The 26,336-nt window shown below is 53.4% G+C and carries 23 protein-coding genes and 7 tRNA genes; 27 read left to right on the top strand and 3 right to left on the bottom strand.

The genetic code is table 11. The features are described 5' to 3' along the window. The first annotated feature begins 191 nt into the window (after positions 1-191). The 22 genes from mngA to pnuC all read left to right on the top strand — a co-directional run bounded on the left by mngA (position 192) and on the right by pnuC (position 17,540). A complete protein-coding gene (gene mngA, locus G163CM_RS10610; protein WP_231828362.1) occupies positions 192-2,105 on the top strand; it encodes a PTS 2-O-a-mannosyl-D-glycerate transporter subunit IIABC in 1,914 nt (637 codons plus the stop codon). Between the two features lie 25 nt (positions 2,106-2,130). Beyond that, complete coding sequence (gene mngB, locus G163CM_RS10605) at positions 2,131-4,773, top strand: mannosylglycerate hydrolase (RefSeq protein ID WP_231828140.1); 2,643 nt, start codon at positions 2,131-2,133, stop codon at positions 4,771-4,773. A gap of 680 nt (positions 4,774-5,453) precedes the next feature. Continuing rightward, the gene (cydA, locus tag G163CM_RS10600; RefSeq protein WP_231828138.1) at positions 5,454-7,022 is read left to right on the top strand and encodes a cytochrome ubiquinol oxidase subunit I; all 1,569 of its coding nucleotides are present in this window, start codon (positions 5,454-5,456) and stop codon (positions 7,020-7,022) included. A gap of 15 nt (positions 7,023-7,037) precedes the next feature. Continuing rightward, on the top strand, positions 7,038-8,177 hold the full coding sequence (gene cydB, locus G163CM_RS10595) for a cytochrome d ubiquinol oxidase subunit II (RefSeq protein WP_015965305.1): 1,140 nt from the start codon (positions 7,038-7,040) through the stop codon (positions 8,175-8,177). A gap of 14 nt (positions 8,178-8,191) precedes the next feature. Then, on the top strand, positions 8,192-8,302 hold the full coding sequence (gene cydX / locus G163CM_RS10590; RefSeq protein WP_015965304.1) for a cytochrome bd-I oxidase subunit CydX: 111 nt from the start codon (positions 8,192-8,194) through the stop codon (positions 8,300-8,302). Positions 8,303-8,304: 2 nt separating this feature from the next. Continuing rightward, a complete protein-coding gene (ybgE, locus tag G163CM_RS10585; protein ID WP_108473870.1) occupies positions 8,305-8,595 on the top strand; it encodes a cyd operon protein YbgE in 291 nt (96 codons plus the stop codon). A 272-nt stretch (positions 8,596-8,867) separates the two neighbouring features. Continuing rightward, positions 8,868-9,272 (top strand): tol-pal system-associated acyl-CoA thioesterase, encoded by a 405-nt coding sequence (gene ybgC / locus G163CM_RS10580; protein WP_015965302.1) that lies wholly within the window; start codon positions 8,868-8,870, stop codon positions 9,270-9,272. Beyond that, a complete protein-coding gene (tolQ, locus tag G163CM_RS10575; RefSeq protein ID WP_015965301.1) occupies positions 9,269-9,961 on the top strand; it encodes a Tol-Pal system protein TolQ in 693 nt (230 codons plus the stop codon). The genes ybgC and tolQ overlap by 4 nt, the downstream gene beginning before the upstream one ends. A 3-nt stretch (positions 9,962-9,964) precedes the next feature. Then, positions 9,965-10,393, top strand: a complete 429-nt coding sequence (tolR, locus tag G163CM_RS10570; RefSeq protein WP_231828136.1) for a colicin uptake protein TolR — start codon at positions 9,965-9,967, stop codon at positions 10,391-10,393. An 82-nt stretch (positions 10,394-10,475) separates the two neighbouring features. Beyond that, positions 10,476-11,762, top strand: coding sequence for a cell envelope integrity protein TolA (gene tolA / locus G163CM_RS10565; RefSeq protein WP_231828134.1), 1,287 nt, complete (start codon positions 10,476-10,478; stop codon positions 11,760-11,762). A 132-nt stretch (positions 11,763-11,894) separates the two neighbouring features. Further along, positions 11,895-13,187, top strand: a complete 1,293-nt coding sequence (gene tolB / locus G163CM_RS10560; protein WP_015965298.1) for a Tol-Pal system beta propeller repeat protein TolB — start codon at positions 11,895-11,897, stop codon at positions 13,185-13,187. 35 nt (positions 13,188-13,222) lie between these two features. Further along, complete coding sequence (pal, locus tag G163CM_RS10555) at positions 13,223-13,747, top strand: peptidoglycan-associated lipoprotein Pal (protein WP_015965297.1); 525 nt, start codon at positions 13,223-13,225, stop codon at positions 13,745-13,747. 9 nt (positions 13,748-13,756) lie between these two features. Beyond that, complete coding sequence (gene cpoB / locus G163CM_RS10550) at positions 13,757-14,551, top strand: cell division protein CpoB (protein ID WP_231828133.1); 795 nt, start codon at positions 13,757-13,759, stop codon at positions 14,549-14,551. A 164-nt stretch (positions 14,552-14,715) separates the two neighbouring features. After that, a tRNA-Lys gene (locus G163CM_RS10545) sits at positions 14,716-14,791 on the top strand. Positions 14,792-14,827: 36 nt separating this feature from the next. After that, a tRNA-Val gene (locus tag G163CM_RS10540) sits at positions 14,828-14,903 on the top strand. A gap of 2 nt (positions 14,904-14,905) precedes the next feature. Beyond that, positions 14,906-14,981 (top strand) — tRNA-Lys (locus G163CM_RS10535). A gap of 139 nt (positions 14,982-15,120) precedes the next feature. Then, positions 15,121-15,196, top strand: a tRNA-Val gene (locus G163CM_RS10530). Between the two features lie 3 nt (positions 15,197-15,199). Then, a tRNA-Lys gene (locus G163CM_RS10525) sits at positions 15,200-15,275 on the top strand. A 47-nt stretch (positions 15,276-15,322) separates the two neighbouring features. After that, positions 15,323-15,398: transfer RNA gene (locus G163CM_RS10520), tRNA-Lys, on the top strand. A 32-nt stretch (positions 15,399-15,430) separates the two neighbouring features. Continuing rightward, positions 15,431-15,506, top strand: a tRNA-Lys gene (locus G163CM_RS10515). Between the two features lie 247 nt (positions 15,507-15,753). Continuing rightward, entirely contained in the window at positions 15,754-16,797 is a 1,044-nt protein-coding gene (gene nadA, locus G163CM_RS10510) for a quinolinate synthase NadA (RefSeq protein WP_231828361.1), read from the top strand. A gap of 23 nt (positions 16,798-16,820) precedes the next feature. Then, positions 16,821-17,540 carry a nicotinamide riboside transporter PnuC gene (pnuC, locus tag G163CM_RS10505; RefSeq protein WP_231828132.1) on the top strand — a complete coding sequence of 240 codons (720 nt, stop codon included), beginning with the start codon at positions 16,821-16,823 and terminating at the stop codon, positions 17,538-17,540. Here pnuC and zitB read toward each other — a convergent pair. Next, complete coding sequence (zitB, locus tag G163CM_RS10500) at positions 17,537-18,481, bottom strand: CDF family zinc transporter ZitB (protein WP_231828127.1); 945 nt, start codon at positions 18,479-18,481, stop codon at positions 17,537-17,539. The two genes, pnuC and zitB, sit on opposite strands and share 4 nt — an antisense overlap. A gap of 110 nt (positions 18,482-18,591) precedes the next feature. Then, entirely contained in the window at positions 18,592-18,972 is a 381-nt protein-coding gene (locus tag G163CM_RS10495; RefSeq protein WP_015965292.1) for a YbgS-like family protein, read from the bottom strand. A 316-nt stretch (positions 18,973-19,288) separates the two neighbouring features. On the opposite strand from G163CM_RS10495, the gene aroG reads away from it, so the two are divergent. From aroG to G163CM_RS10470, 5 genes are all read left to right on the top strand, one after another. Beyond that, positions 19,289-20,341 carry a 3-deoxy-7-phosphoheptulonate synthase AroG gene (gene aroG / locus G163CM_RS10490; RefSeq protein ID WP_015965291.1) on the top strand — a complete coding sequence of 351 codons (1,053 nt, stop codon included), beginning with the start codon at positions 19,289-19,291 and terminating at the stop codon, positions 20,339-20,341. Positions 20,342-20,507: 166 nt separating this feature from the next. Further along, a complete protein-coding gene (locus G163CM_RS10485) occupies positions 20,508-22,679 on the top strand; it encodes a TonB-dependent receptor (protein ID WP_231828125.1) in 2,172 nt (723 codons plus the stop codon). 10 nt (positions 22,680-22,689) lie between these two features. Continuing rightward, the gene (locus G163CM_RS10480; protein WP_231828124.1) at positions 22,690-23,679 is read left to right on the top strand and encodes an ABC transporter substrate-binding protein; all 990 of its coding nucleotides are present in this window, start codon (positions 22,690-22,692) and stop codon (positions 23,677-23,679) included. A gap of 15 nt (positions 23,680-23,694) precedes the next feature. Further along, positions 23,695-24,753, top strand: coding sequence for a FecCD family ABC transporter permease (locus tag G163CM_RS10475; protein WP_231828123.1), 1,059 nt, complete (start codon positions 23,695-23,697; stop codon positions 24,751-24,753). Continuing rightward, positions 24,750-25,517 (top strand): ABC transporter ATP-binding protein, encoded by a 768-nt coding sequence (locus G163CM_RS10470; protein WP_231828122.1) that lies wholly within the window; start codon positions 24,750-24,752, stop codon positions 25,515-25,517. The genes G163CM_RS10475 and G163CM_RS10470 overlap by 4 nt, the downstream gene beginning before the upstream one ends. A 32-nt stretch (positions 25,518-25,549) precedes the next feature. Here the strand turns inward: G163CM_RS10470 and gpmA are convergent, their stop codons facing one another. Next, positions 25,550-26,302 (bottom strand): 2,3-diphosphoglycerate-dependent phosphoglycerate mutase, encoded by a 753-nt coding sequence (gene gpmA, locus G163CM_RS10465; RefSeq protein WP_015965286.1) that lies wholly within the window; start codon positions 26,300-26,302, stop codon positions 25,550-25,552. Between the last annotated feature and the right edge of the window lie 34 nt (positions 26,303-26,336).

The following is a 26,336-nucleotide window of genomic DNA, read 5'->3' as shown; positions in this document are numbered from 1 at the left end:
TTCAATGACAACACAAAAATAAGACGATTTCGGCTAATTATGCGCGGTTACTGCGGATTGTAAATAATACAAATCAAATACAAATTATTCCGGTGAAGTGAAATTGATCACATAAAGGTATTGTTTTCCTGGGCAGAATGCGTGCTTTCTGCGCAGCGGTGCGCGGATTTAATGACACAGGAAGGAACGTGATGAATCTGATGGCGTTGACCCACCCGAACGGGATCTGCCTCAACGCACGGTTTGCCAGCCGTGATGAGGCAATTCGCGAACTGGCGCAGCGGCTGGCTGCGCTGGGAAAAATTTCTGACACCGACACCTATTTACAGGAGGTTTTTCAACGAGAAGCAATTGGCCCAACCGCGCTGGGAGAGGGGCTGGCGGTGCCGCACGGTAAAAGCGTGGCGGTAAAAGAAGCCGCCTTTGCGGTTGCCACGCTGGCCGAACCCTTACAGTGGGAAGGCGTCGATGGCCCGGAGAGCGTTAATCTTATTTTCCTGCTCGCTATTCCGCCATCAGAGGCAGGCTCAACGCATATTGAAATCCTCACTCAGCTCACCAGCGCACTGGTGGATGACGAAGTGCGCGCGTCGGTAATGGCGGCCAGCACACCGCAGGCATTATTGTCGGCGCTTTCTCAGACCACACCTGCAAAGGATGTGTCTGCCATTGATGATGCCCCATTAATAGTTTGCGTGACGGCCTGCCCCGCGGGTATCGCTCACACCTATATGGCGGCGGAATATCTGGAAAAAGCCGGAAAAAAACTTGGCGTGCGCGTGGTGGTAGAAAAGCAGGGTGCGAACGGGATTGAAGGGCGACTGACGTCAGAACAACTGGCCACGGCGCAGGCGGCGATTTTCGCCGCTGAAGTCGCGATTAAAGACGTGGAACGTTTTCGCGGAATTCCCTCGTTAAGCGTCCCGGTTGCCGAGCCCATCAGGCATGCGGAAACGTTGATACAACAGGCGCTGGCGCTGGAACCGGTTGAAGAAAAGCGAACGGATGCTATTCAGACGCCCACGCAGGTCGGTTTTAAAACGGAACTGAAACAGGCGTTACTCAGCGGCATCTCTTTTGCCGTGCCGTTGATCGTGGCAGGCGGGACCGTACTGGCTGTGGCGGTATTGCTTGCACAAATGTTTGACTTACAACATCTGTTTGATCAAGAGAACTCCTGGCTATGGCTCTACCGCAAACTCGGGGGAGGCATGCTCGGGATTCTGATGGTGCCAGTTCTGGCCGCTTACACCGCCTATTCTCTGGCCGACAAACCGGCGCTGGCACCGGGATTTGCCGCAGGGCTTGCCGCCAACATGATTGGTTCAGGGTTTTTAGGAGCGATTGCCGGTGGTTTGATCGCCGGGTATCTGATGCGTTGGGTAAAAAATCACATCCGCCTGAGCAGCCGCTTTAACGGTTTCCTGACCTTCTATCTCTACCCGGTCATTGGCACGCTGGCTGCAGGCAGCCTGATGCTGTTTGTTATCGGTGAACCCGTGGCATGGCTCAACAATAGCCTTACGGCCTGGCTGAATGGGTTATCCGGCAGCAATGCGCTGGTGCTGGGGGCCATTCTGGGTTTCATGTGTTCATTTGACCTTGGCGGGCCGGTGAATAAAGCCGCTTATGCCTTCTGTCTTGGGGCGATGGCAAATGGTGTGTATGGCCCGTATGCCATCTTCGCCTCCGTCAAAATGGTTTCCGCCTTTACCGTTACCGCATCCACGATGATTGCGCCGCGACTTTTCAAATCGTTTGAGATCGAAACCGGCAAATCCACCTGGTTGTTGGGCCTCGCGGGGATCACCGAAGGGGCGATCCCGATGGCGATTGAAGATCCGTTGCGGGTGATCGGCGCATTTGTGATCGGCTCGATGGCGACGGGCGCGATCGTCGGTGCGATGAACATTGGCCTGCAAACGCCAGGTGCAGGCATCTTCTCTCTCTTTTTATTGCAGGACGGCGGGCTGGGCCGCGTGATGGCTGCCGCTGGCTGGTTTGGCGCGGCGCTGGTGGGAACGGTGATTTCTACCTGCATTCTGGTGCTGTGGCGGCGTCAGGCGATTCAGGCCGGAACCTACAAAACACAAGCCATTGATTAACCTTTGACTAATTCAGGAAACGAAGATGAAAGCTGTATCTCGCGTTCACATTACGCCGCATATGCACTGGGACAGAGAGTGGTACTTCACCACCGAAGAGTCGCGGATTTTACTGGTTAATAATATGGCGGAAATCCTGGCCCGGCTGGAGCAGGATGACGAGTATAAATATTACGTGCTGGATGGGCAGACGGCGATCCTGGAAGATTACTTCGCCGTAGTACCGGAAAACCACGAGCGCGTCAAAGCGCTGGTTCAGGCAGGAAAACTGATTATCGGCCCCTGGTATACGCAAACCGATACGACCATTGTCGCGGGCGAATCCATCGTGCGCAACCTGATGTACGGGATGCGCGACTGCCTGGCGTTTGGCGAGCCGATGAAAATTGGTTATCTGCCCGATTCGTTTGGTATGTCCGGGCAGCTACCGCATATCTACAACGGTTTTGGTATCAAGCGGGCAATGTTCTGGCGTGGCTGCTCTGAGCGCCACGGCAGCGATAAAACCGAGTTTCTCTGGCAAAGCCCCGATGGCAGCGAAGTGGTGGCGCAGGTGCTGCCGCTGGGTTACGCCATTGGTAAGTACTTACCTGACGATGAAACAGGGCTGCGTAAGCGCCTGGATAACTATTTTTCGGTGCTGGAAAACGCCTCAATCACCAAAGAGATTTTGCTGCCTAACGGACACGATCAGATGCCGCTTCAGCAGAATATCTTTGCGGTGATGGACAAACTGCGCGAAATCTATCCACAACGTGAATTTGTGATGAGTCGTTTTGAAACGGTCTTCGAACAGATTGAGGCACAGCGCGATCGGCTGGCGATGCTGGAAGGGGAGTTTAACGACGGCAAATATATGCGCGTGCATCGCACCATTGGCTCGACGCGCATGGATATTAAAATTGCACACGCGCGAATTGAAAACAAAATCGTCAATATCCTTGAACCGCTCGCCGCGATGGCGTGGTCGCTGGGCTTTGACTATCACCATGGTCTGCTGGAGAAAATGTGGAAGGAGATCCTTAAAAATCACGCCCACGACAGCATTGGCTGCTGCTGTAGCGATAAAGTTCATCAGGAGATTGCCGCGCGTTTTTGGCTGGCGGAGGATATGGCCGACAACCTGATTCGCTTCTATCTGCGTAAAATCGTCGACAACATGCCTCCCTGCGAAAATGATCGGCTGGGGTTATTCAACCTGATGCCGTGGCCGCGCGATGAAGTTATCGACACCACGATTCGCCTGCGCGCCAGCCAGTTCCGGCTGGTGGATGAGCAGGGTGAGGCGGTGCCGTACGTTATTCGCGCCAGCCGCGAAATCGACCCCGGCTTGATTGACAGGCAGATTGTTCATTACGGGAATTATGAGCCGTTTATGGAGTATGACATCCAGCTGCGGCGCGTGCTTCCGGCGATGGGGTACGTTTCGCTGCGGGTGATTGCAGGTGAAAAGGGCGAGGTGAAAAACGTCTCTGCGGCGGCAAGTTCGATGCTGGAAAATGCGGCATGGCGTATCTCGCTCAACGCCGACGGTACGCTCAAAATGGAGGATAAAGAGAGCGGGCTGGTCTATGACCGGGCGCTGGAGTTCGAAGAGAGCGGTGATGACGGCGATGAATATGACTATTCTCCGCCGAGAGAGGACTGGATATTAACCTCTGCTGCCTATCCACATGAGGTAGAGATCGTGCAGGAAGGCTGGCGCAGCAAAGCGATTTTACGCAGTACGCTGGCTGTTCCACTCAATCTGGCCGAGCGCGCCGCCCGCAAGCGTAGCGGGTATGTTGAAATCGAAACCACCATTATGCTGAGCGACAACAGTAAGCGGATCGATTTTGACGTGCAGGTCGTTAATCAGGCCGACGATCAACGTTTACGCGTTCGCCTGCCCGTGCCGTATCGCGCGCAAACGGTGCTGACCGACACTCAGTTTGGTTCGATGATGCGCCCGGTCAAGGATGAAGCCATGCACGGGTGGGAAGACGAAGGCTGGAAAGAGGCTCCGGTACCGGTGTGGAATTTCCTTAATTACGCGGCCTTACAGCAGGGGGTTAACGGTATCGCGCTGTTTAGTGAAGGGCTGCGCGAGGTGGAAATCATCGGGGAAGAGAACAGCGCTTTTGCGTTAACGCTGCTGCGTGGGGTAGGGCTTTTGGGAAAAGAGGATCTGCTTCTGCGTCCCGGTCGGCCTTCGGGAATCAAAATGGCGGTACCAAATTCGCAGCTACGCGGCTCGCTGCACTGCCGCTTTAGCCTGTGGCCATTTAGCGGAACGCCGCTGAATGCGGGGGTGGCGCAGCAGGCACGAAGCTGGCTCACGCCCGTTCAGTGCTATAACAAAATTCCCTGGGATGCGATGAAGCTTAATCGCGCGGCCATTACCGTGCCGGAACACTACAGCCTTCTCACACTCTCGTCCGTCGGCTGTGCGCTCAGCGTGCTGAAGAAAGCAGAAGACAGGCCTGAACTGATCGTTCGGCTCTATAACCCGTCGGCGACGGAGGCCTCAGACGCGCAGATTACGTTCAATCAACATCAGGTGAAGAGCGTTGAAACGGGGATGGATGAACGACCGCTTGCAGGCGCAGAGGGGCATGATATTTGTCACGAGTCGGTGCGGTTCCTCCCTTGTCAGTCGCGTACCTTTAGCATCGCGCGCGTAAAATAAGTCCGTAGAGAGGCAAAAGCCGGTCTGGCCGACTTTTGCCTCTTTTTTGAATAATAAAGGCATGGTGTTAATTTTATCTGTATTTCAAGTGAATAAAATGTAATTATTCAAAAAGGGTTCAGGTTTCCTGGCAAAATACTGTGAGTTGGCTAACATTAACTATTCTGCATAGCTTCATTCCTCAAATTTTCTCTTCGGTTAAAAACTCTCGTCTCTTTTTTCGCATTATCCCTTCATGAAAATTATCCGAGATAATTTTTAAACATACATTTAACATGTAGTTCACCGATCACATCTAATAAAAACATTATTAACAAAAATAGATAAAGTTGATTTATATCAATACGTAAAAACTGGATATGAACCATAAAAGTGGTTAAATTGTCCTGGATCAAAGTGGCTGCAACCCGCCTGATTAGCTATAAATTGATCACCGTCGAAAATCGTAAATCTAATACAATAAAAACCTGTTTATTGTAAGGATATTACAGAGTAATATATTTTAGGGATCAATTGAGTTGTTTTTTAACGTATTTGTAACCTTTGCTCACCACTGATATCGGCTAACGCGAACGGTCAGCAGTGGGGGAGGGCGCAAATAAATTTGTATTGGGGCATGTGTATGAACCCTGTCCGCAGGTTCATTCTCGGAGTCTTCATGCGATGAGCAAGGAGTCAAGATGTTAGATATAGTCGAACTGTCGCGCTTACAGTTTGCCTTGACCGCGATGTACCACTTCCTTTTTGTGCCACTGACGCTCGGTATGGCGTTCCTGCTGGCCATCATGGAAACGGTTTACGTCCTTTCCGGCAAACAGATTTATAAAGATATGACCAAGTTCTGGGGCAAGTTGTTTGGTATCAACTTCGCACTGGGCGTGGCCACCGGCCTGACCATGGAGTTCCAGTTCGGGACTAACTGGTCTTACTACTCCCACTACGTGGGCGATATCTTCGGTGCGCCGCTGGCCATTGAAGGTCTGATGGCCTTCTTCCTCGAATCCACCTTTGTAGGTCTGTTCTTCTTCGGTTGGGATCGCCTGGGTAAAGTGCAGCACATGGCGGTGACCTGGCTGGTTGCGCTGGGCTCAAACCTGTCCGCATTGTGGATCCTGGTGGCAAACGGTTGGATGCAAAACCCAATCGCTTCCGACTTCAACTTTGAAACCATGCGTATGGAGATGGTGAGCTTCTCCGAGCTGGTACTGAACCCGGTAGCCCAGGTGAAATTCGTTCACACCGTGGCTTCAGGTTACGTCACCGGCGCGATGTTCGTGCTCGCTATCAGCTCCTGGTACATGCTCAAAGGCCGTGACTTCGCGTTCGCTAAGCGTTCCTTTGCTATCGCAGCAAGCTTCGGTATGGCAGCGATTCTCTCCGTTATCGTCCTGGGTGATGAATCCGGCTACGAAATGGGCGACGTGCAGAAAACCAAACTGGCGGCTATCGAAGCAGAATGGGAAACCCAGCCTGCACCGGCGTCGTTCACGCTGTTTGGTATTCCTGATCAGGATAAGCAGGAAAACCACCTCTCTATTCAGATTCCTTACGCACTGGGCATCATTGCGACCCGTTCTGTTGATAAACAGGTTACCGGTCTGAAAGATTTGATGGTGCAGCACGAAGAGCGTATCCGTAACGGGATGAAAGCCTACTCGCTGCTCGAACAGCTGCGTTCTGGCGCAACCGATCCGGCGGTACGTGAACAGTTTAACGATGTGAAGAAAGATCTGGGCTATGGCCTGTTGCTGAAACGCTATACGCCGAACGTGGCGGATGCGACGGAAGAGCAGATTGCCAAAGCGACCAAAGACTCTATCCCACGCGTCGCGCCGCTGTACTTCGCCTTCCGTATCATGGTGGCGTGCGGTGTGCTGATGCTGCTGATTATCGCGGCCTCCTTCTGGACCGTGATTCGTAACCGTATTGGTGAGAAAAAATGGCTGCTGCGCGCGGCGTTCTACGGCTTACCGCTGCCATGGATTGCTGTGGAAGCGGGCTGGTTTGTCGCCGAGTATGGCCGTCAACCGTGGGCAATTGGTGAAGTATTGCCAACCGCTGTGGCGAACTCTTCGCTGACAGCAGGCGATCTTATCTTCTCAATGGTGCTGATTTGCGGTCTTTACACGCTGTTCCTGGTGGCCGAACTGTTCCTGATGTTCAAGTTCGCACGCAAAGGGCCAAGCAGCCTGAAAACCGGTCGCTATCACTTTGAGCAGTCCACCGCGACTACTCAGCCGGCACGCTAAGACAGGAGTCGTCAAATGATCGATTATGAAGTATTGCGTTTTATCTGGTGGCTGCTAATCGGCATCTTGCTGATTGGTTTCGCAGTCGCTGACGGCTTCGACATGGGGGTGGGCATGCTCACCCGTTTCCTCGGTCGTAATGACACCGAGCGTCGAATCATGATCAACTCCATCGCGCCACACTGGGACGGAAACCAGGTATGGCTCATCACTGCCGGCGGCGCGCTGTTTGCTGCCTGGCCGATGGTGTACGCTGCGGCGTTCTCCGGCTTCTATGTCGCGATGATTCTGGTGCTGGCGTCTTTATTCTTCCGTCCGGTGGGCTTTGACTACCGTTCGAAAATTGAAGACACCCGCTGGCGCAACATGTGGGACTGGGGCATCTTCGTCGGTAGCTTCGTTCCGCCGCTGGTGATTGGCGTGGCGTTCGGTAACCTGCTGCAGGGCGTACCGTTCCACATCGATGAATACCTGCGTCTTTACTACACCGGTAATTTCTTCCAGCTGCTGAACCCGTTTGGTCTGCTGGCAGGTGTGGTGAGCGTGGGGATGATCCTGACGCAGGGCGCAACCTACCTGCAAATGCGTACGGTGGGTGAACTGCATCTGCGTACCCGCACCACCTCTCAGGTGGCGGCACTGGTGACGCTGGTGTGCTTCGCGCTGGCAGGCGTTTGGGTTTACTACGGCATCGATGGCTATGTGGTGAAATCGGTAATGGATCACACCGCTGCGTCTAACCCGCTGACTAAAGAAGTCGCGCATGAAGCGGGCGCATGGATGACCAACTTTAACAACATGCCGGCGCTGTGGGCGATTCCGGTACTGGGTGTGGTGCTTCCGCTGCTGACTATCCTGATGACACGTCTGGATAAAGGCGCATGGGCGTTCCTGTTCTCCTCACTGACGCTGGCGTGCATCATCCTGACCGCCGGTATCGCCATGTTCCCGTTCATCATGCCGTCCAGCACGATGTTTAACGCGAGCCTGACCATGTGGGATGCAACGTCCAGCCAGCTGACGCTGAGCGTGATGACTTATGTCGCTGCGGTATTCGTACCTATCATTCTGCTGTACACCACCTGGTGTTACTGGAAAATGTTTGGTCGTATCACCAAAGAAGACATTGAACGCAACACCCACTCTCTGTACTAAGTAAGGAGCTTAAAATGTGGTATTTCGCATGGATTTTAGGAACGCTTCTTGCCTGTGCCTTTGGGATAATCACTGCACTGGCGCTGGAACACGTCGAAGCGACCAAAGCAGGTGAAGAAAAATAGTGATGAAAATTATCGCAACGCTGTACGCGATAATGGATAAGCGCCCCCTGAGGGCGCTTTCCCTTGTTATGGCCCTGCTGCTGGCAGGTTGCATCTTCTGGGACCCGACGCGTTTCGCGGCGAAGACCAGTGAGCTTGAAATCTGGCACGGTTTTCTGCTGATGTGGGCCGTTTGTGCAGGCGTCATTCATGGCGTGGGTTTCCGCCCTCGCGCGCTCCACTGGCAAGGGATTTTCTGCCCGCTTATCGCCGATTTAGTCCTTCTTGCAGGTCTGATTTTTTTCTTCCTGTAACCAGGAAACATCCGCAAATATTTATGGGCTTGCAATAGCCCATAAAAATTTACTCTCCGTTTACCTCTCCCCATTCCAAACCACGATTACCGCGCGTATAGTAGCGAAGTTCAAAAGCTCAAAATTTTTTGCATTACCGGGATGTAAAGTGAATACAACGCTATATACAACGTCATTCGTGCTGCATCGAGGCGGCAAATCCGCGGATCCCCGGGAGCTTACATCAGTAAGTGAGCGGGGTGAGGGATGCAGCCAACGAAGAGGCAGTACGAATGAATAAGTATATATTTCGATGGCCGGTTCGGGTCTATTATGAAGACACCGACGCCGGTGGTGTGGTTTATCACGCCAGCTATGTCGCTTTCTATGAGAGAGCACGCACAGAGATGCTGCGTCATCATCATTTCAGCCAACAAGTGTTGCTGGAAGAGCGCGTCGCGTTTGTGGTGCGTAAAATGACGCTGGAGTATTTTGCGCCGGCAAGGCTCGACGATATGCTCGAAGTCCAGACGGAAATTACATCAATGCGCGGCACGTCACTCGTGTTCACGCAGCGGATTGTCAACGCTGAGAATAAAGTGCTGAACGAAGCTGAAGTACTGATTGTCTGTGTTGATCCACTCATCATGAAGCCTCGTGCGCTTCCCAAGTCTATTGTCGCGGAGTTTAAGCAGTGACTGACATGAATATCCTTGATTTGTTCCTGAAGGCTAGCCTTCTGGTTAAACTTATCATGTTGATTTTGATTGGTTTTTCAATCGCATCCTGGGCCATCATCATCCAGCGGACCCGTATTCTTAACGCGGCAGCGCGTGAAGCTGAAACGTTTGAGGATAAATTCTGGTCCGGTATCGAACTCTCTCGCCTCTATCAGGAGAGCCAGGGACGCCGCGATAGCCTGGCCGGTTCGGAACAAATCTTCTATAGCGGGTTCAAAGAGTTTGCCCGTCTGCACCGTGCAAACAGTCATGCGCCGGAAGCCGTGGTTGAAGGGGCGTCGCGTGCGATGCGTATCTCCATGAACCGTGAACTGGAAACGCTGGAAACCCATATTCCGTTTCTCGGCACCGTCGGTTCCATCAGCCCGTATATCGGTCTGTTCGGTACCGTTTGGGGGATCATGCACGCCTTTATCGCGCTGGGCGCGGTGAAACAGGCGACGCTGCAAATGGTTGCGCCGGGTATCGCAGAAGCGTTGATCGCCACGGCTATCGGTCTGTTTGCCGCAATCCCTGCGGTTATGGCTTACAACCGTCTGAACCAGCGCGTCAACAAACTGGAGCTGAACTACGACAACTTCATGGAAGAGTTCACCGCCATTCTGCACCGTCAGGCGTTTACCGTTAGCGAGAGCAACAAGGGGTAAGCCATGGCCAGAGCACGTGGACGCGGACGTCGCGAACTGAAGTCCGAAATTAACATCGTTCCGCTGCTGGATGTGTTGTTAGTGCTGTTGCTGATCTTTATGGCGACAGCGCCGATCATCACGCAGAGCGTGGAGGTTGATCTACCGGATGCAACCGAATCGCAGGCCGTTAGCAGCAACGATAATCCACCGGTGATCATCGAGGTTTCGGGTGTGGGTCAGTACAGCGTGGTGGTTGAAAAGGATCGCTCCGATCAACTGCCGCCAGAGCAGGTTATCGCTGAAGCGAAAAGCCGCCTGCAGGCCAATCCGAAAACGGTCTTCTTAATTGGGGGCGCGAAAAACGTGCCTTACGATGAAATAATTAAAGCGCTAAACCTGTTACACAGCGCCGGGGTGAAATCTGTCGGGTTAATGACCCAACCGATCTAACCTCTGCGTGTGGTTTGTAAGCGTTGTATGTGTATTGGCAACGCTTACAGGCTGACGGGCGAGCAGTTTTTGGGAACCGAGAGTGTCAAAGGCAACCGAACAAAACGACAAGCTTAAACGAGCGATAATTATTTCAGCAGTGCTGCACGTTATCCTGTTTGCAGCACTCATCTGGAGTTCGTTCGATGAGCACATGGATGCTGCGGCCGGTGGTGGCGGTGGTTCGGCTATCGACGCTGTGATGGTCGACCCTGGCGCCGTGGTTAAAGATTACGAGCAGCAGAAGCAATCCAGCGCTAAACAGCAGGCCGATAACGCCGCGAAGAAAGCGCAGCAGCAAAAAGAAAAAGAAGCCAAAGAAGCTGCCGAAAAAGCAGCGGCTGAAGCGAAAGAAAAAGCAGACGCTCAGGCGAAAGAGGCAGCAAAAGAAGCCGCCGAAGCGGCGAAGAAAGCCGAAGCTGACGCAAAGAAAGCGGCAGAAGAAGCGGCGAAAGCAGCAGCCGATGCCGCGAAGAAAGCGCAAGCCGATGCGGCCAAAGCGGCTGCTGATGCACAGAAACAAGCCGAAGCAGAAGCTGCGAAAAAAGCGGCTGCTGATGCGAAGAAAGCGGCAGAAGCGGAAGCGGCCAAAGCGGCTGCCGCCGCGAAAAAAGTAGCCGAAGCAGAAGCGGCGAAAGCGGCAGCTGAAGCGGCGAAAAAAGCCGAAGCCGAGGCTGCCAAAAAAGCGCAAGCAGAGGCTGAGAAGAAAGCCGCTGCCGCTGAAAAAGCAGCAGCGGAAAAAGCTGCCGCCGCCGAGAAAGCGGCAGCAGACAAGAAAGCTGCGGCTGAGAAAGCGGCTGCTGATAAGAAAGCAGCAGCTGAAAAAGCGGCTGCCGATAAAGCCGCTGCAGCGAAGAAAGCAGCAGCGGATAAAGCAGCTGCCGACAAAGCGGCTGCGGCGAAGAAAGCAGCAGCAGATAAAGCCGCTGCCGCTTCCGGCGTTGACGACCTGCTGGGCGATCTCAGCTCAGGTAAGAATGCGCCGAAAGGTAACACCAGTGGTACCGCTGGAGGCTCATCTCCTGCTAAAGGTAATAAGCCGGGGCAGGGTGGTGCGTCTCAGGCAGAAATCGCGTCCTATATCGCACAGGTTCAGGCCGCGATCCGTGGGCATCTCTATGACTGGGATACCTACAAAGGTAAAACCTGTACGCTACGTGTAAACCTGGCGCAGGATGGAACTGTATTGACCGTTAAACAGGAAGGCGGCGATCCGGCGTTTTGTCAGCAGATGCTGGCAGCAACCAGTCGGATGACCAAATTCCCCAAACCGCCTTCACAGGCTGTCTGGGAAACGTTCAAAAATGCACCGCTGGACTTCAAACCTTAAGTTATATTTTCCCTATGTAAATGGGGAAAATAAAGGCAGCGCAGTCGCAGGGTTTTGGTAGTTTTGTGTATTTGAGTTTGTTAACATTCTGCTAAATTATCGTGGGCTTTCCGTCCAGATAAGGGAGATATGATGAAGCAGGCATTACGAGTAGCATTTGGTTTCTTAATGCTGTGGGCAGCGGTGCTGCACGCAGAAGTACGTATCGAGATCACCCAGGGGGTGGACTCGGCACGTCCAATTGGCGTGGTTCCCTTCCAGTGGGCCGGGCCGGGCGCAGCACCTGAAGATGTCGGCGGTATCGTCGGCGCAGACCTGCGTAACAGTGGTAAATTTAACCCTTTAGACCGAGCCAAACTGCCACAGCAGCCAGGCACCGCGCAGGAAGTTCAACCTGCGGCATGGTCTGCGCTGGGTATTGACGCGGTTGTCGTCGGCCAGGTCTCACCTAACGCTGATGGCAGCTATACTGTTGCCTACCAGCTGGTTGATACCGGCGGTGCGCCGGGTACCGTTCTGGCACAGAACTCTTACAAAGTGAACAAGCAGTGGCTGCGTTATGCAGGCCATACTGCCAGTGACGAAGTGTTCGAGAAGCTGACCAGCATCAAAGGCGCGTTCCGTACACGTATCGCCTACGTTGTGCAGACTAACGGCGGTCAGTTCCCGTATGAACTGCGCGTCTCTGACTACGATGGCTATAACCAGTTCGTGGTTCACCGTTCACCGCAGCCGTTGATGTCTCCGGCATGGTCTCCGGATGGTTCCAAACTGGCTTACGTAACCTTCGAAAGCGGCCGTTCTGCGCTGGTTATCCAGACGCTGTCCAACGGTGCGGTTCGTCAGGTTGCGTCGTTCCCGCGTCACAACGGTGCGCCAGCGTTCTCTCCGGATGGCAGCAAACTGGCGTTTGCCCTGTCTAAAACCGGTAGCCTGAACCTGTACGTGATGGATATCGGCTCTGGCCAGATCCGTCAGGTGACCGATGGTCGCAGCAACAACACAGAACCAACCTGGTTCCCGGACAGCCAGAATCTGGCCTTTACCTCTGACCAGGCCGGTCGTCCGCAGGTGTATAAAGTGAATGTTAACGGCGGTGCTCCGCAGCGTATTACCTGGGAAGGTTCTCAGAACCAGGATGCGGATGTGAGCAGCGACGGTAAGTTTATGGTAATGGTTAGCTCCAATGGTGGGCAGCAGCACATTGCCAAACAAGATCTGGAAGCGGGTGGCGTACAAGTATTGTCGTCAACGTTCCTGGACGAAACGCCAAGTCTGGCACCTAACGGCACTATGGTAATCTACAGCTCTTCTCAGGGGATGGGATCCGTGCTGAATCTGGTTTCTACAGATGGGCGTTTCAAAGCGCGTCTTCCGGCAACTGATGGACAGGTAAAATTCCCTGCCTGGTCGCCGTATCTGTAATAATAAATAATTGAATTATTAAAGGAATCAAAGAAATGCAACTGAACAAAGTGCTGAAAGGACTGATGCTGGCTCTGCCGGTAATGGCGATCGCGGCGTGTTCTTCTAACAAGAATGCAAGCAACGATGGCAGCGAAGGCGGCATGCTGAACGGCGCTGGCACTGGTATGGATGCAAACGGCAGCGGCAACATGTCCTCCGAAGAGCAGGCTCGTCTGCAGATGCAACAGCTGCAGCAGAACAACATCGTATACTTCGATCTGGACAAATACGACATTCGTTCTGACTTCGCTGCAATGCTGGATGCGCACGCTAACTTCCTGCGTAGCAACCCGTCTTACAAAGTCACCGTAGAAGGTCACGCGGACGAACGTGGTACTCCTGAGTACAACATCTCCCTGGGTGAACGTCGTGCAAACGCTGTTAAAATGTACCTGCAGGGTAAAGGCGTTTCTGCTGACCAGATCTCCATCGTTTCTTACGGTAAAGAAAAACCTGCAGTACTGGGTCATGACGAAGCGGCTTACTCCAAAAACCGTCGTGCCGTACTGGTTTACTAAGAGAATTGCATGAGCAGTAACTTCAGACATCACATGTTGAGTCTGTCGTTACTGGTTGGCATAGCGGCCCCCTGGGCCGCTAATGCTCAGGCGCCAATCAGTAGTGTCGGCTCAGGCTCGGTCGAAGACCGTGTCACCTCCCTTGAGCGTATTTCTAATGCTCACAGTCAACTTTTGACCCAACTCCAGCAACAACTCTCTGACAACCAATCTGATATCGACTCCCTGCGTGGTCAAATCCAGGAAAGTCAGTACCAGATGAACCAGATTGTTGAGCGCCAGAAGCAGATCCTGTTGCAGATTGACAGTCTGACGAGCGGCGGCGCTGGCGCACAGACGCAACAGGCGTCCGGTGAGCAGGGTGGCAGCGCGACAGCGACGCCAGCACCGGCAGCCGACGCAGCGGCCTCTGGCGTGCCTGCGCAGACGGGTGACGCCAATACGGACTACAACGCAGCGATTGCACTGGTGAAGGACTCCTCTCGCCAGGACGACGCAATGGCGGCGTTTCAGAACTTCGTCAAAAAATATCCTGATTCAACGTATCAGCCGAATGCCAATTACTGGCTCGGTCAGTTGAATTACAACAAGGGTAAAAAAGACGATGCGGCGTACTATTTTGCCTCCGTGGTGAAAAATTACCCGAAATCACCGAAAGCGGCTGACGCGATGTTTAAGGTCGGGGTGATCATGCAGGACAAAGGGGATACTGCTAAGGCGAAGGCAGTGTACCAGCAGGTGGTTACGAAGTACCCAGGCACCGATGGTGCTAAACAGGCTCAGAAACGCCTTAATGGGATGTAATGCCTGAAGCATGACCAGGAATCGCGTTATTTCTGGTCATGCCGCATGAAACATAAGCACTTAAGTGATCTTCGTCGAAATATTTGTTGCGCTCAATTCTGAAATCAGTAATATATGCCGCCGTTGCAACGGGATATTAAACATCTCGAAAACAACGTAAAAGTGGGTCGTTAGCTCAGTTGGTAGAGCAGTTGACTTTTAATCAATTGGTCGCAGGTTCGAATCCTGCACGACCCACCACTAACTCAGTTAGTAAGCAGTATCCAGCGTAGTTTCGGGTGATTAGCTCAGCTGGGAGAGCACCTCCCTTACAAGGAGGGGGTCGGCGGTTCGATCCCGTCATCACCCACCACCGGGTCGTTAGCTCAGTTGGTAGAGCAGTTGACTTTTAATCAATTGGTCGCAGGTTCGAATCCTGCACGACCCACCACTTTAACATCGAATGACGATGTTAAGCGTGTAGGATAACGTTGCATAGCAACGGCCCGTAGGGCGAGGCGAAGCCGAGTCATCCTGCACGACCCACCATCATTTTGGTGGAAGCAGTTTGTAGTATCCAGCGCAGTATCGGGTGATTAGCTCAGCTGGGAGAGCACCTCCCTTACAAGGAGGGGGTCGGCGGTTCGATCCCGTCATCACCCACCACTCGGGTCGTTAGCTCAGTTGGTAGAGCAGTTGACTTTTAATCAATTGGTCGCAGGTTCGAATCCTGCACGACCCACCAATTTTAGATTGGTAACCGAGTAAAAATCTTTCAGGCAACACCCGAATGGGTCGTTAGCTCAGTTGGTAGAGCAGTTGACTTTTAATCAATTGGTCGCAGGTTCGAATCCTGCACGACCCACCATCCTGAATGATTAAGCAGTAAAATCCCGCAAGGGGTCGTTAGCTCAGTTGGTAGAGCAGTTGACTTTTAATCAATTGGTCGCAGGTTCGAATCCTGCACGACCCACCAATGTAAAAAGGCGCCCTAAAGGCGCCTTTTTGCTATCTGCGATTTATACGATTCGAACCTGCTGCAGGTTCGGTGTTGAGCGCAGCGCCACCCGACACCGCCCGCATAAAACTCTCCCTAAAATCTCCACGACTTTTCCCCTCATTTCAGCTATCTTGTTTAGCATATAAAACACCGGTGTCCGATTGATGCGTTTAATACGCCTGTTATCGGCAATTTCGTTAAGTGAGCAAAACGAGACAGCATGATGAGCGTGATGTTTGACCCAGAAGCCGCAATTTACCCCTTCCCGCCGAAACCGGTGGCCCTTAGCGTGGATGAGAAGCAGTTCTACCGTGAGAAAATCAAACGTCTGCTGAAAGAACGCAATGCGGTGATGGTGGCGCATTACTACACCGACCCGGAGATTCAGCAACTGGCGGAAGAGACGGGCGGATGCATCTCAGACTCTCTGGAGATGGCGCGTTTTGGTGCAAAGCATCCGGCAACGACTTTGCTGGTCGCCGGTGTGCGTTTTATGGGCGAGACGGCGAAAATCCTTAGCCCTGAGAAAACCATTCTCATGCCGACACTGCACGCGGAGTGTTCGCTCGATCTTGGCTGCCCCATCGAAGAGTTTAACGCCTTCTGCGATGCGCACCCGGATCGCACTGTCGTGGTCTATGCCAATACTTCCGCCGCAGTAAAAGCGCGTGCGGATTGGGTAGTGACGTCCAGCATCGCAGTTGAACTCATTGAGCATCTCGATAGTTTAGGTGAAAAAATCATCTGGGCACCGGATCGCCACCTTGGCAGTTATGTGCAGAAACAGACCGGCGCAGATGTGCTGTGCTGGAAGGGCGCTTGTATCGTCCATGATGAATTTAAAATTCAGGCGTTGGCGCGTATGAAAGCGTTGTATCCCCAGGCGGCCATTCTGGTACACCCGGAGTCACCCCAGGCGATTGTCGATATGGCTGATGCCGTAGGCTCAACCAGCCAGCTTATCAACGCCGCGAAAACGCTGCCGCACCCGCAACTGATCGTCGCGACCGACCGTGGGATTTTTTACAAGATGCAGCAGGCAGTCCCGGAAAAAGAGCTGCTGGAAGCACCAACGGCGGGGGAAGGCGCAACATGCCGCACCTGCGCTCATTGCCCGTGGATGGCAATGAATGGCCTGAAAGCGATTGCTGAAGGGCTGGAGCAGGGTGGTGCCGCGCATGAAATTCACGTTGACGAGACGCTGCGTCAGGGCGCGCTGGTGCCGCTGAACCGCATGCTCGATTTTGCGGCTACACTTCGGGGATAGCGTGTTAACCCTCTGGAGATAAAATGGATTTCTTTAGTACGCAAAACATTCTGGTACACATCCCTATCGGCGCGGGCGGTTACGATCTCTCGTGGATTGAAGCCGTCGGCACGGTAGCGGGGCTGCTGTGCATCTGGTTGGCAAGCCTTGAAAAAATCGTGAACTACTTTTTCGGGCTGGTTAACGTCACCCTGTTCGCGATTATTTTCTTCCAGATTCAGCTCTACGCCAGCCTGCTGCTGCAACTCTTCTTCTTTGCGGCAAATATTTATGGCTGGTATGCCTGGTCGCGGCAAACGCAACAACATGAAGCTGAACTGCAAATCCGCTGGCTACCGAAGCCGAAAGCCATCGGCTGGCTGGCGGCCTGCGTGGTGGCGATTGGCCTGATGACGGTTTACATCGACCCGGTGTTTGCGTTCCTGACGCGCGTGGCGGTAAACGTGATGCAGTTCTTCGGCCTGAATGTCACGCAGCCCACGCTGCAGCCTGACGCGTTCCCGTTCTGGGATTCCTGCATGATGGTGCTATCGATTGTGGCGATGGTGCTAATGACGCGCAAATACGTGGAGAACTGGCTGCTGTGGGTGATAATCAACGTTATCAGCGTGGTGATTTTTGCCCTGCAGGGCGTGTACGCGATGTCGCTGGAATATCTGATTCTGACCTTTATCGCGCTTAACGGTAGCCGAATGTGGATGAACAGCGCGCGTGAGCGAGGCTCTCGCGCGTTTTCTCATTAATGATGGTGATGATGCCCGTGCCCGGCTGTCGTCTCGTTGAGATGGCATTCCGGGCCGTTACAGGGCTGATACTCCATTTGAATAGTGGCGTGTTCAATTTGATAATGATGTTCAAGAAAGTGCTGAATACTGTCGAGTAGCGCATCGTGATCGTGCGGCGGCACCACCTGAACGTGCAGCGTCATGATCGGCTTTTCACCTACCAGCCAGACGTGAACATGGTGCACGTCGCGGACTTCGGGAATGGCCCGACGCAATTCGCGTTTCAGCGCCGGGACGTCCATGGATCGCGGCGCACCTTCCAGCAGTTCATTAACGCTCTCTTTCAGCAGCGACCACGCGCTACGCAACACCAGGCATGAGACCAGCACAGACAGAATTGGATCGATCGGCGTCCAGCCCGTCATCATAATCACCACCGCTGCCGCAATCGCGCCCACCGATCCCAGTAGATCGCCCATCACATGCAGTGCCGCCGCGCGGACGTTAAGGTTTTTCTCTTCGCTGCCGCGATGCAGGATCCAGAACGAAAGAATATTGGCAATCAAGCCTGTGACGGCAATGATCATCATGGTCGCCCCGGCGATGGGCTGCGGATGATAGAAGCGCTGAATCGCCTCCCAGACGATCAGAATGGTAATGACCACCAGGGCGATGGCGTTAACAAACGCGGCGAGGGTGGTGAGACGCAGCCAGCCAAAGGTATGACGGGCATTGGGCGGACGACGTGCAAAGTGGACGGCCAGCAGCGCAAACAGCAGCGCGGCGGAGTCGGTCAGCATATGTCCGGCATCGGCCAGCAGCGCCAGCGAGCCAGAAATGATCCCGCCGATGGTCTCCACCACCATAAATCCAGCGGTGATGATAAACGCCAGCAGCAGACGGCGGGCGTTTTTGTCCTCGGGAAGGTGAGGGGAAGCGTGCGAGTGTGAGTGCGCCATAATGTCATCCGTTTTTATGCTTTGGTTAACTGTATGACATCATACCTTTTTTGCGCCAACAAAATAAAAAGGAGAGCATGCGCTCTCCCGTTATCGACGTGCGTCCAACGTTACTGGGTTGTGCCGTCCGTTTTGGTGTCGGCATCGTTATTGATGCCATTACCGGTCTCAACTTTCTTGTTGATATCCGGACATCGGCCGTCTTTGCACATCGAGTTTTTATGCACTTCGTCTTTGGTCATGCCGTCATGACCGCTGGCCGAGCCATTCTGGTGCAGCATGGTGCCGCCAGAACCGGTATTGATCTGGCTATTATCGACACCATTCGGCGCAACGTTTTCTTTCGCATCAGGGGCGACCTGGCCGGCGTCAGCGGCGGCATTCGCCTGACCGTTATTACTTTGTGCGCCCGTATCGGCAGCCAGGGCCGCACCGCTGGCGAGGCTGAGCGTAGCGGTAAGGAGGAGTGTGGCCAGTTTAGTCGTTTTCATAAGGTGCTCCTGTTATGAATTCAGTACCGGATAGCATCTTCCGACGTACTTATGCCAGCGAGGGTGGCAGGCATGGTTGAAGATGTCGCCACAGGCCGCTTAGGCCAGTAGAGAATCTCGAAAAAATAATAAAACAGAGTCGTTACAGTTAAAAATTGTAGGTTAGATCTCGTTATTCGCTACTTTCTGGCGTTTTTTAGGCTAATTCCAGGATTATTCTGCGCAAAGTGTAAAACCCCGTTTACACTTTCTGGCGAAAGATATAGATTGAAGGGATTGCATTCAATCATATAAGTATGGCAACACTGGAACGAACATGAATTATCAGAACGACGATTTACGTATCAAAGAGATCAACGAGTTATTGCCTCCGGTCGCACTCCTTGAGAAATTCCCCGCCACAGAAAACGCGGCTAATACGGTTTCCCGTGCGCGCAAAGCGATTCACAAAATCCTGAAAGGCAACGACGATCGTCTTCTGGTGGTGATTGGCCCATGTTCTATCCACGATCCTGCAGCGGCGAAAGAGTACGCATCACGCCTGCTGGCGCTGCGTGAAGAACTGAAAGACTCGCTCGAAATCGTCATGCGCGTCTATTTTGAAAAACCGCGCACCACGGTGGGCTGGAAAGGGCTGATCAACGATCCACATATGGATCACAGCTATCAAATCAACGACGGCCTGCGCATCGCGCGTAAGCTGCTGCTCGATATCAACGACACCGGCCTACCGGCGGCGGGTGAGTTCCTTGATATGATTACGCCACAATACCTGGCCGATTTAATGAGCTGGGGCGCAATCGGTGCGCGTACCACTGAATCTCAGGTGCACCGTGAACTGGCTTCGGGCCTTTCCTGCCCGGTCGGTTTCAAAAACGGTACCGACGGCACCATGAAAGTAGCCATTGACGCCATCAATGCCGCAGGCGCGCCGCACTGCTTCCTCTCTGTCACCAAATGGGGGCATTCCGCTATCGTTAACACCAGCGGCAACGGCGACTGCCACATCATCCTGCGCGGCGGCAAAGAGCCGAACTACAGCGCCGCTCACGTGGCGAGCGTTAAAGAATCGCTGAAAAAAGCCGATCTGCCTGCGCAGGTGATGATCGACTTCAGCCATGCCAACTCCAGCAAGCAGTTCAAAAAACAGATGGAAGTGGGCGCGGACGTCTGCCAGCAGATCGCAGGCGGCGAGAAAGCCATTATTGGCGTGATGATTGAAAGCCATTTAGTGGAAGGCAATCAGAACCCGGACAACGGCGAGCCACTGGTTTACGGTAAGAGCATTACCGATGCCTGCATTGGCTGGGAAGATACGGAAACCATTTTGCGTCAGCTAGCAGAAGCGGTAAAAGCGCGTCGCGGTTAACCTAAAAAATCTCCTTGAAACCGGCCTTGAGCCGGTTTTTTTATGCTCGAAATATTATAACCATGAATGGTTAGTGAGCTAATTGTGCTATTTCAGTGTGATCTTGATCATAAATATTTGTATCCCTCGATCGTAATATAGAGTTTTATATAACGACTAATGATACATGAAAACTCAAATAACACTTGCTGCGCTTCTGCCAGCATTAGCGTCTTTGGCACCGCTTCACGCGCATGCCGCGTCCAGTTCCACTACTGAAGATGAAATGGTTGTCACCGGTAACACTGCGGCTGATACAACTGATTCTGCTGCCGGAGCGGGGTTCAAAACGAATGATATTGATGTCGGCCCGCTGGGGACTAAATCCTGGGTTGATACACCGTATTCTTCCACCACCGTCACCAAAGAGATGATTGAAAATCAGCAGGCGCAAAGCGTCAGTGAGATGCTGAAATATTCTCCGAGTACGCAGATGCAGGCGCGTGGCGGGATGGATGTCGGCCGCCCGCAAAGCCGCGGTATGCAGGGGAGCGTGGTTGCAAACAGCCGTCTTGACGGGTTGAACGTGGTATCGACAACGGCGTTTCCGGTTGAAATGCTGGAACGTATGGATGTGCTCAATAGTTTGACCGGGGCGCTGTATGGCCCGGCAAGCCCGGCAGGGCAGTTTAACTTTGTGGCGAAACGCCCAACCGAAGAGACGCTGCGCAAAGTCACGCTCGGTTACCAAAGCCGCAGCGCATTCACGGGTCATGCCGATCTGGGCGGTCATTTTGATGATGAAAAACGCTTTGGTTACCGCGTCAACCTGCTGGATCAGGAAGGCGAGGGCAATGTTGATGACAGCACGCTGCGCCGCAAGCTGGTTTCCGTGGCACTCGACTGGAATATTCAGCCGGGTACACAGTTACAACTGGATGCCAGCCACTATGAGTTTATTCAGAAAGGCTATGCTGGCAGCTTTAGCTACGGCCCGAACGTCAAGCTGCCTTCCGCGCCAAATCCAAAAGATAAAAATCTGGCACTGAGTACGGCAGGTAACGACCTGACGACCGATACCATCAGCACACGTTTGATTCACTACTTTAACGATGACTGGTCAATGAATGCAGGTGTGGGCTGGCAGCAAGCCGACCGTGCAATGCGTAGCGTCTCCAGCAAAATCCTCAACAGCCAGGGCGATATCTCACGCTCAATGAAGGATTCTACCGCCGCCGGGCGTTTCCGTGTGTTGAGCAACACCGCCGGGCTGAACGGCCATATCGATACCGGATCTATCGGTCACGACCTTTCTCTTTCTACTACCGGTTATGTCTGGTCGCTGTACAGTGCGAAAGGCACGGGTTCCAGCTACAGCTGGGGCACCACCAATATGTACAACCCGGACGGCATGGAAGAACAGGGCGATGGCAAAATCAGAACTGGCGGACCGCGCTATCGTTCCAGTGTGAACACTCAGCAGAGCATCACACTTGGTGACACAGTGACCTTTACTCCTCAGTGGTCAGCAATGTTCTACCTGAGTCAGAGCTGGTTGCAGACTAAAAACTACGATAAGCATGGCAATGAAACCAGTCAGGTGGATGAAGACGGTTTAAGCCCGAACGTGGCGCTGATGTACAAAATTACGCCTAACACCATGGCTTACGTTAGCTATGCCGATTCGCTGGAACAGGGCGGGACAGCACCCACGGACGATAGCGTGAAAAACGCAGGTCAGACGCTCGACCCCTATCGCAGTAAACAGTATGAAGTGGGGCTGAAATCTGACGTTGCCGGGATGAACCTGGGCGCGGCGTTGTTCCGCCTGGAACGTCCGTTCGCCTATCTCGACACGGATAATGTCTATAAAGAGCAGGGGAATCAGGTTAACAACGGCCTGGAACTGACCGCGTCCGGAAACGTATGGCAGGGGCTGAATATCTACAGCGGCGTTACCTTCCTCGATCCGAAACTGAAAGATACTGCCAGTTCTGCCACCCAGGACAAACAGGTTGTCGGCGTGCCGAAAGTGCAGGCTAACCTGCTGGCAGAATACAGCCTGCCGTCGATGCCGCAGTGGGTGTATAGCGCCAATGTTCATTACACCGGTAAACGCGCGGCGAACGACACCAACACGTCTTATGCCAGCAGTTACACCACCTGGGATCTGGGCACGCGTTACTCCACCAAAGTGAGTAACGTGCCGACGACCTTCCGCGTGGTGGTGAACAACGTGTTTGATAAACATTATTGGGCGTCTATCTTCCCGTCAGGCACCGATGGCGATAACGGCTCCCCGAGCGCGTTTATCGGCAGTGGCCGTGAAGTTCGCGCTTCCGTGACCTTTGATTTCTAACGGACAGATGATGAAGCTTTCTCATTTTATTCCGGTGCTGGCGCTGTTTCTGGCAGCCAGCCTGCACGCAGAAAATACGCACAAGGAGGTGCGTATTGCCTCGCCGTGGCCTGCGCAGAACACCATTATCACTATGCTGGGCTACGGCGATAACATTGTTGGCACCTCGATGATTGCCAAAAAAATCCCTCTGTTTCGCCAGAGCCTGCCGCGCATTGAAAATGTGCCGGTAGTGAGCGTGAACAGCGGTCACGAAATTAACCCGGAGCAAATTATTTCGCTGGGTGTAGATATGCTGTTTGTGCCGCATAACATGGTGGTGCCTCAGCAGGATTTTCTGAAACAGGCGGGTGTGCAGGTGCTGGCGTTTGAAGCAAATTCCATGCAGGCGCTGACCCATCGCGTGCAGCAGACGGCAGCAGTGCTGGGGCCGGATGCACAACAAAAAGCGCAGGCCTATCAACGCTACTTTGACCACAATGTGACGCTGGTTGCCGGGCGTCTGAAGGATCTCCCTGCATCTCAGCGCGTGTCGCTCTACCACAGCATGGGCAACCCGCTGACGACAACCGGCCGTCCGTCGCTGAATCAGGACTGGATCGATCTCGCGGGGGGAATAAACATCGCCGAAAACTGGTTTGGCAGTGGCAAACAGAATCGTTCAGGTGAAGTGGCGCTGGAAAAAATCGTTGCGGCTAACCCGGCGGTGATTGTGGCGATGAACAAGCGTGATGCCGATACTATTTTGACCTCTCCCCAGTGGGCCAGCGTTGATGCGGTCATTCATCATCGTGTGTACGTCAATCCGAAAGGAATGTTCTGGTGGTGTCGTGAGACGAGTGAAGAGGCGCTGCAATTCCTGTGGCTGGCAAAAACGCTCTACCCTGATCGCTTCACGGACGTCGATATGCGTAAAGAAACACGTGATTTTTATCAGCGCTTTTTTGGCCTGACGCTAAGTGAGGCGCAGGTGAACGATGTGCTGAATCCGCCGCGCTGAGACGGGATAAATACGATGACTGTTATGGAAAATCATCTGTCGGTTGAGCATCGCTACCGACAGGTGCTTTATCAGCGTCTGGCGATGCTGGCGGCGCTATTGATCGCCATTATTGCCTCATTGCTGCTGGATTTCACTCTTGGCCCGTCCGGTCTCTCGCTCCAGTCACTTGTGCAAACGCTCATACATCCTGCTGATGCCACGACCGGTATGCGCGTTATCGTCTGGGATATTCGTCTACCGTATGCGCTAATGGCCTTGTTAGTGGGCATGGGGTTGGGGCTGGCGGGCGCAGAGATGCAAACTATCCTCAACAATCCGCTTGCCAGCCCGTTTACGTTAGGCGTGTCGTCGGCAGCGGCCTTTGGCGCTGCGCTGGCTATCGTGCTGGGCATCGGTATTCCCGGTGTGCCAGAGAGCTGGTTTATTCCGGCAAATGCTTTTCTGTTTGCCCTGCTGTCAGCTCTGTTACTCGATACCCTGACGCGCTGGACGCGCGTGCCCACCTCCGGCGTGGTGCTGTTTGGTATCGCACTGGTTTTCACCTTCAATGCGCTGGTGTCCATCATGCAGTTCGTTGCCGATGAAGATACGTTACAGGGGCTGGTGTTCTGGACGATGGGTAGTCTGGCCCGTGCCTCCTGGGAAAAACTGGCGGTACTGGGGGCGGCGATGGCGATTGTCCTGCCGTGGTCGATGTATCGCGCCTGGCAACTCACAGCGTTACGACTGGGTGAAGAAAGAGCGATGAGTTTTGGGATAGATGTTCGCCGGTTGCGGCTGGGTTCGTTGCTGCGCATTAGCCTGCTGGCGGCACTTTCAGTGGCGTTCGTCGGGCCGATTGGTTTTATCGGGTTAGTTGCGCCGCATATTGCACGTCTGTTACTGGGAGAAGATCACCGCTTTTATTTACCGGGCAGCGTGTTGGTGGGCGGGCTGGTGCTGTCGCTGGCATCAATAGCATCGAAGAATATTATTCCTGGTGTGATCCTGCCCGTCGGTATTGTTACTTCGCTGGTAGGTGTGCCGTTCTTTTTAAGTATCGTGATGCGTCATCGGGGAAATATGTCATGAGCGGGCTAACGATAGAGGGGCTGAATGCAGGCTACGCAAAACGACAAATTATTGAGAATCTGAATGTAGCAACTCTAAGGCGTGGGGAGGTGACAATTTTATTGGGCCCGAACGGCTGTGGAAAATCGACGCTCCTGCGTGCGTTGGCCGGGCTTAACCGCGCCAGCGGTGAGGCACGATTAGATGGCGTAAATTTGCTGACGCTACCATTTGCCCAGCGGGCGGATAAGGTGGTGTTTTTGCCGCAATCTTTACCTCAGGGCGTGCATTTACAAGTGCTGGAGTCGGTGATTGTCGCCCAACGTGCATCGGGAGGTGAACCGGACCAAACGCAGGCTATCGGCCTACTGGAAGCGTTAGGGATTTCGCATCTGGCGATGCATTATCTCGAAAAACTCTCTGGTGGACAGAAACAGCTGGTGGGACTAGCGCAGTCGCTGATCCGTCGCCCCTCGCTTTTACTGCTGGATGAGCCGCTCAGTGCCCTCGATCTCAACTATCAGTTTCACGTAATGGACGTGATCCAACGCCAGACGCAGACGCGTAATATGGTCACACTGGTTGTCGTTCACGATATTAACATTGCGCTACGCCATGCGGCGCAGGTGTTGATGCTGAAACAGGGCAAACTGATTGCCAGCGGCGCACCGGAAACAGTCATTACCTCAGCAAGTCTGGCCGAAGTCTACGGCGTACGCGGGCGAATTGAACGTTGTTCGCAGGGAAAAGCGCAGGTGATTCTGGATGGGGTGATAGAAAAATAATCGGGCAGCCGTAGCTGCCCGATTGTGGCGAATTACTTCGCTTTACCCTGGTTCGCAACGGCTGCCGCTTTCGCAGCGATTTCGTCAGCATTGCCCAGATAGTAATGTTTAATCGGTTTGAAGTTTTCGTCGAACTCATACACCAGCGGAACGCCGGTTGGGATGTTCAGGTCGATGATCTCTTCTTCGCCCATGTTATCCAGGTATTTCACCAGCGCACGCAGAGAGTTACCGTGAGCGGCGATGATCACACGCTCACCGCTTTTAATGCGCGGCAGAATGGTTTCGTTCCAGTATGGCACAACGCGATCGATGGTCAGCGCCAGGCTTTCGGTCACCGGCAGCTCTTTGTCGGTCAGTTTGGCATAACGCGGGTCATGGCCCGGATAGCGCTCGTCATCTTTGGTCAGCTCTGGCGGGGTGATGGCAAAACCACGACGCCACTGTTTCACCTGGTCGTCACCGTATTTTGCTGCGGTTTCCGCTTTGTTCAGACCCTGAAGCGCGCCGTAGTGACGTTCGTTCAGTTTCCAGGATTTCTCAACCGGCAGCCACGCTTGATCCAGCTCGTCCAGTACGTTCCACAGCGTATGGATGGCACGTTTCAGCACAGAGGTATAAGCAAAATCGAAGGTGTAGCCTTCAGCCTTCAGCAGTTTACCGGCCGCTTTCGCTTCGCCAACGCCTTTCTCTGACAGGTCAACGTCATACCAACCGGTAAAGCGGTTTTCGTTGTTCCACTGACTTTCACCGTGACGAACCAGTACCAGCTTAGTTACAGCCATACTCTCACTCCTCAAGCTTTATTTGAATGATAAC

This window comes from Pseudocitrobacter corydidari (assembly GCF_021172065.1).
Classification (GTDB): Bacteria; Pseudomonadota; Gammaproteobacteria; order Enterobacterales; family Enterobacteriaceae; genus Pseudocitrobacter; species Pseudocitrobacter corydidari.
The sequence above is the reverse complement of the archived record's forward strand: the minus strand, read 5'-3'. Positions and strand labels throughout refer to the sequence as shown.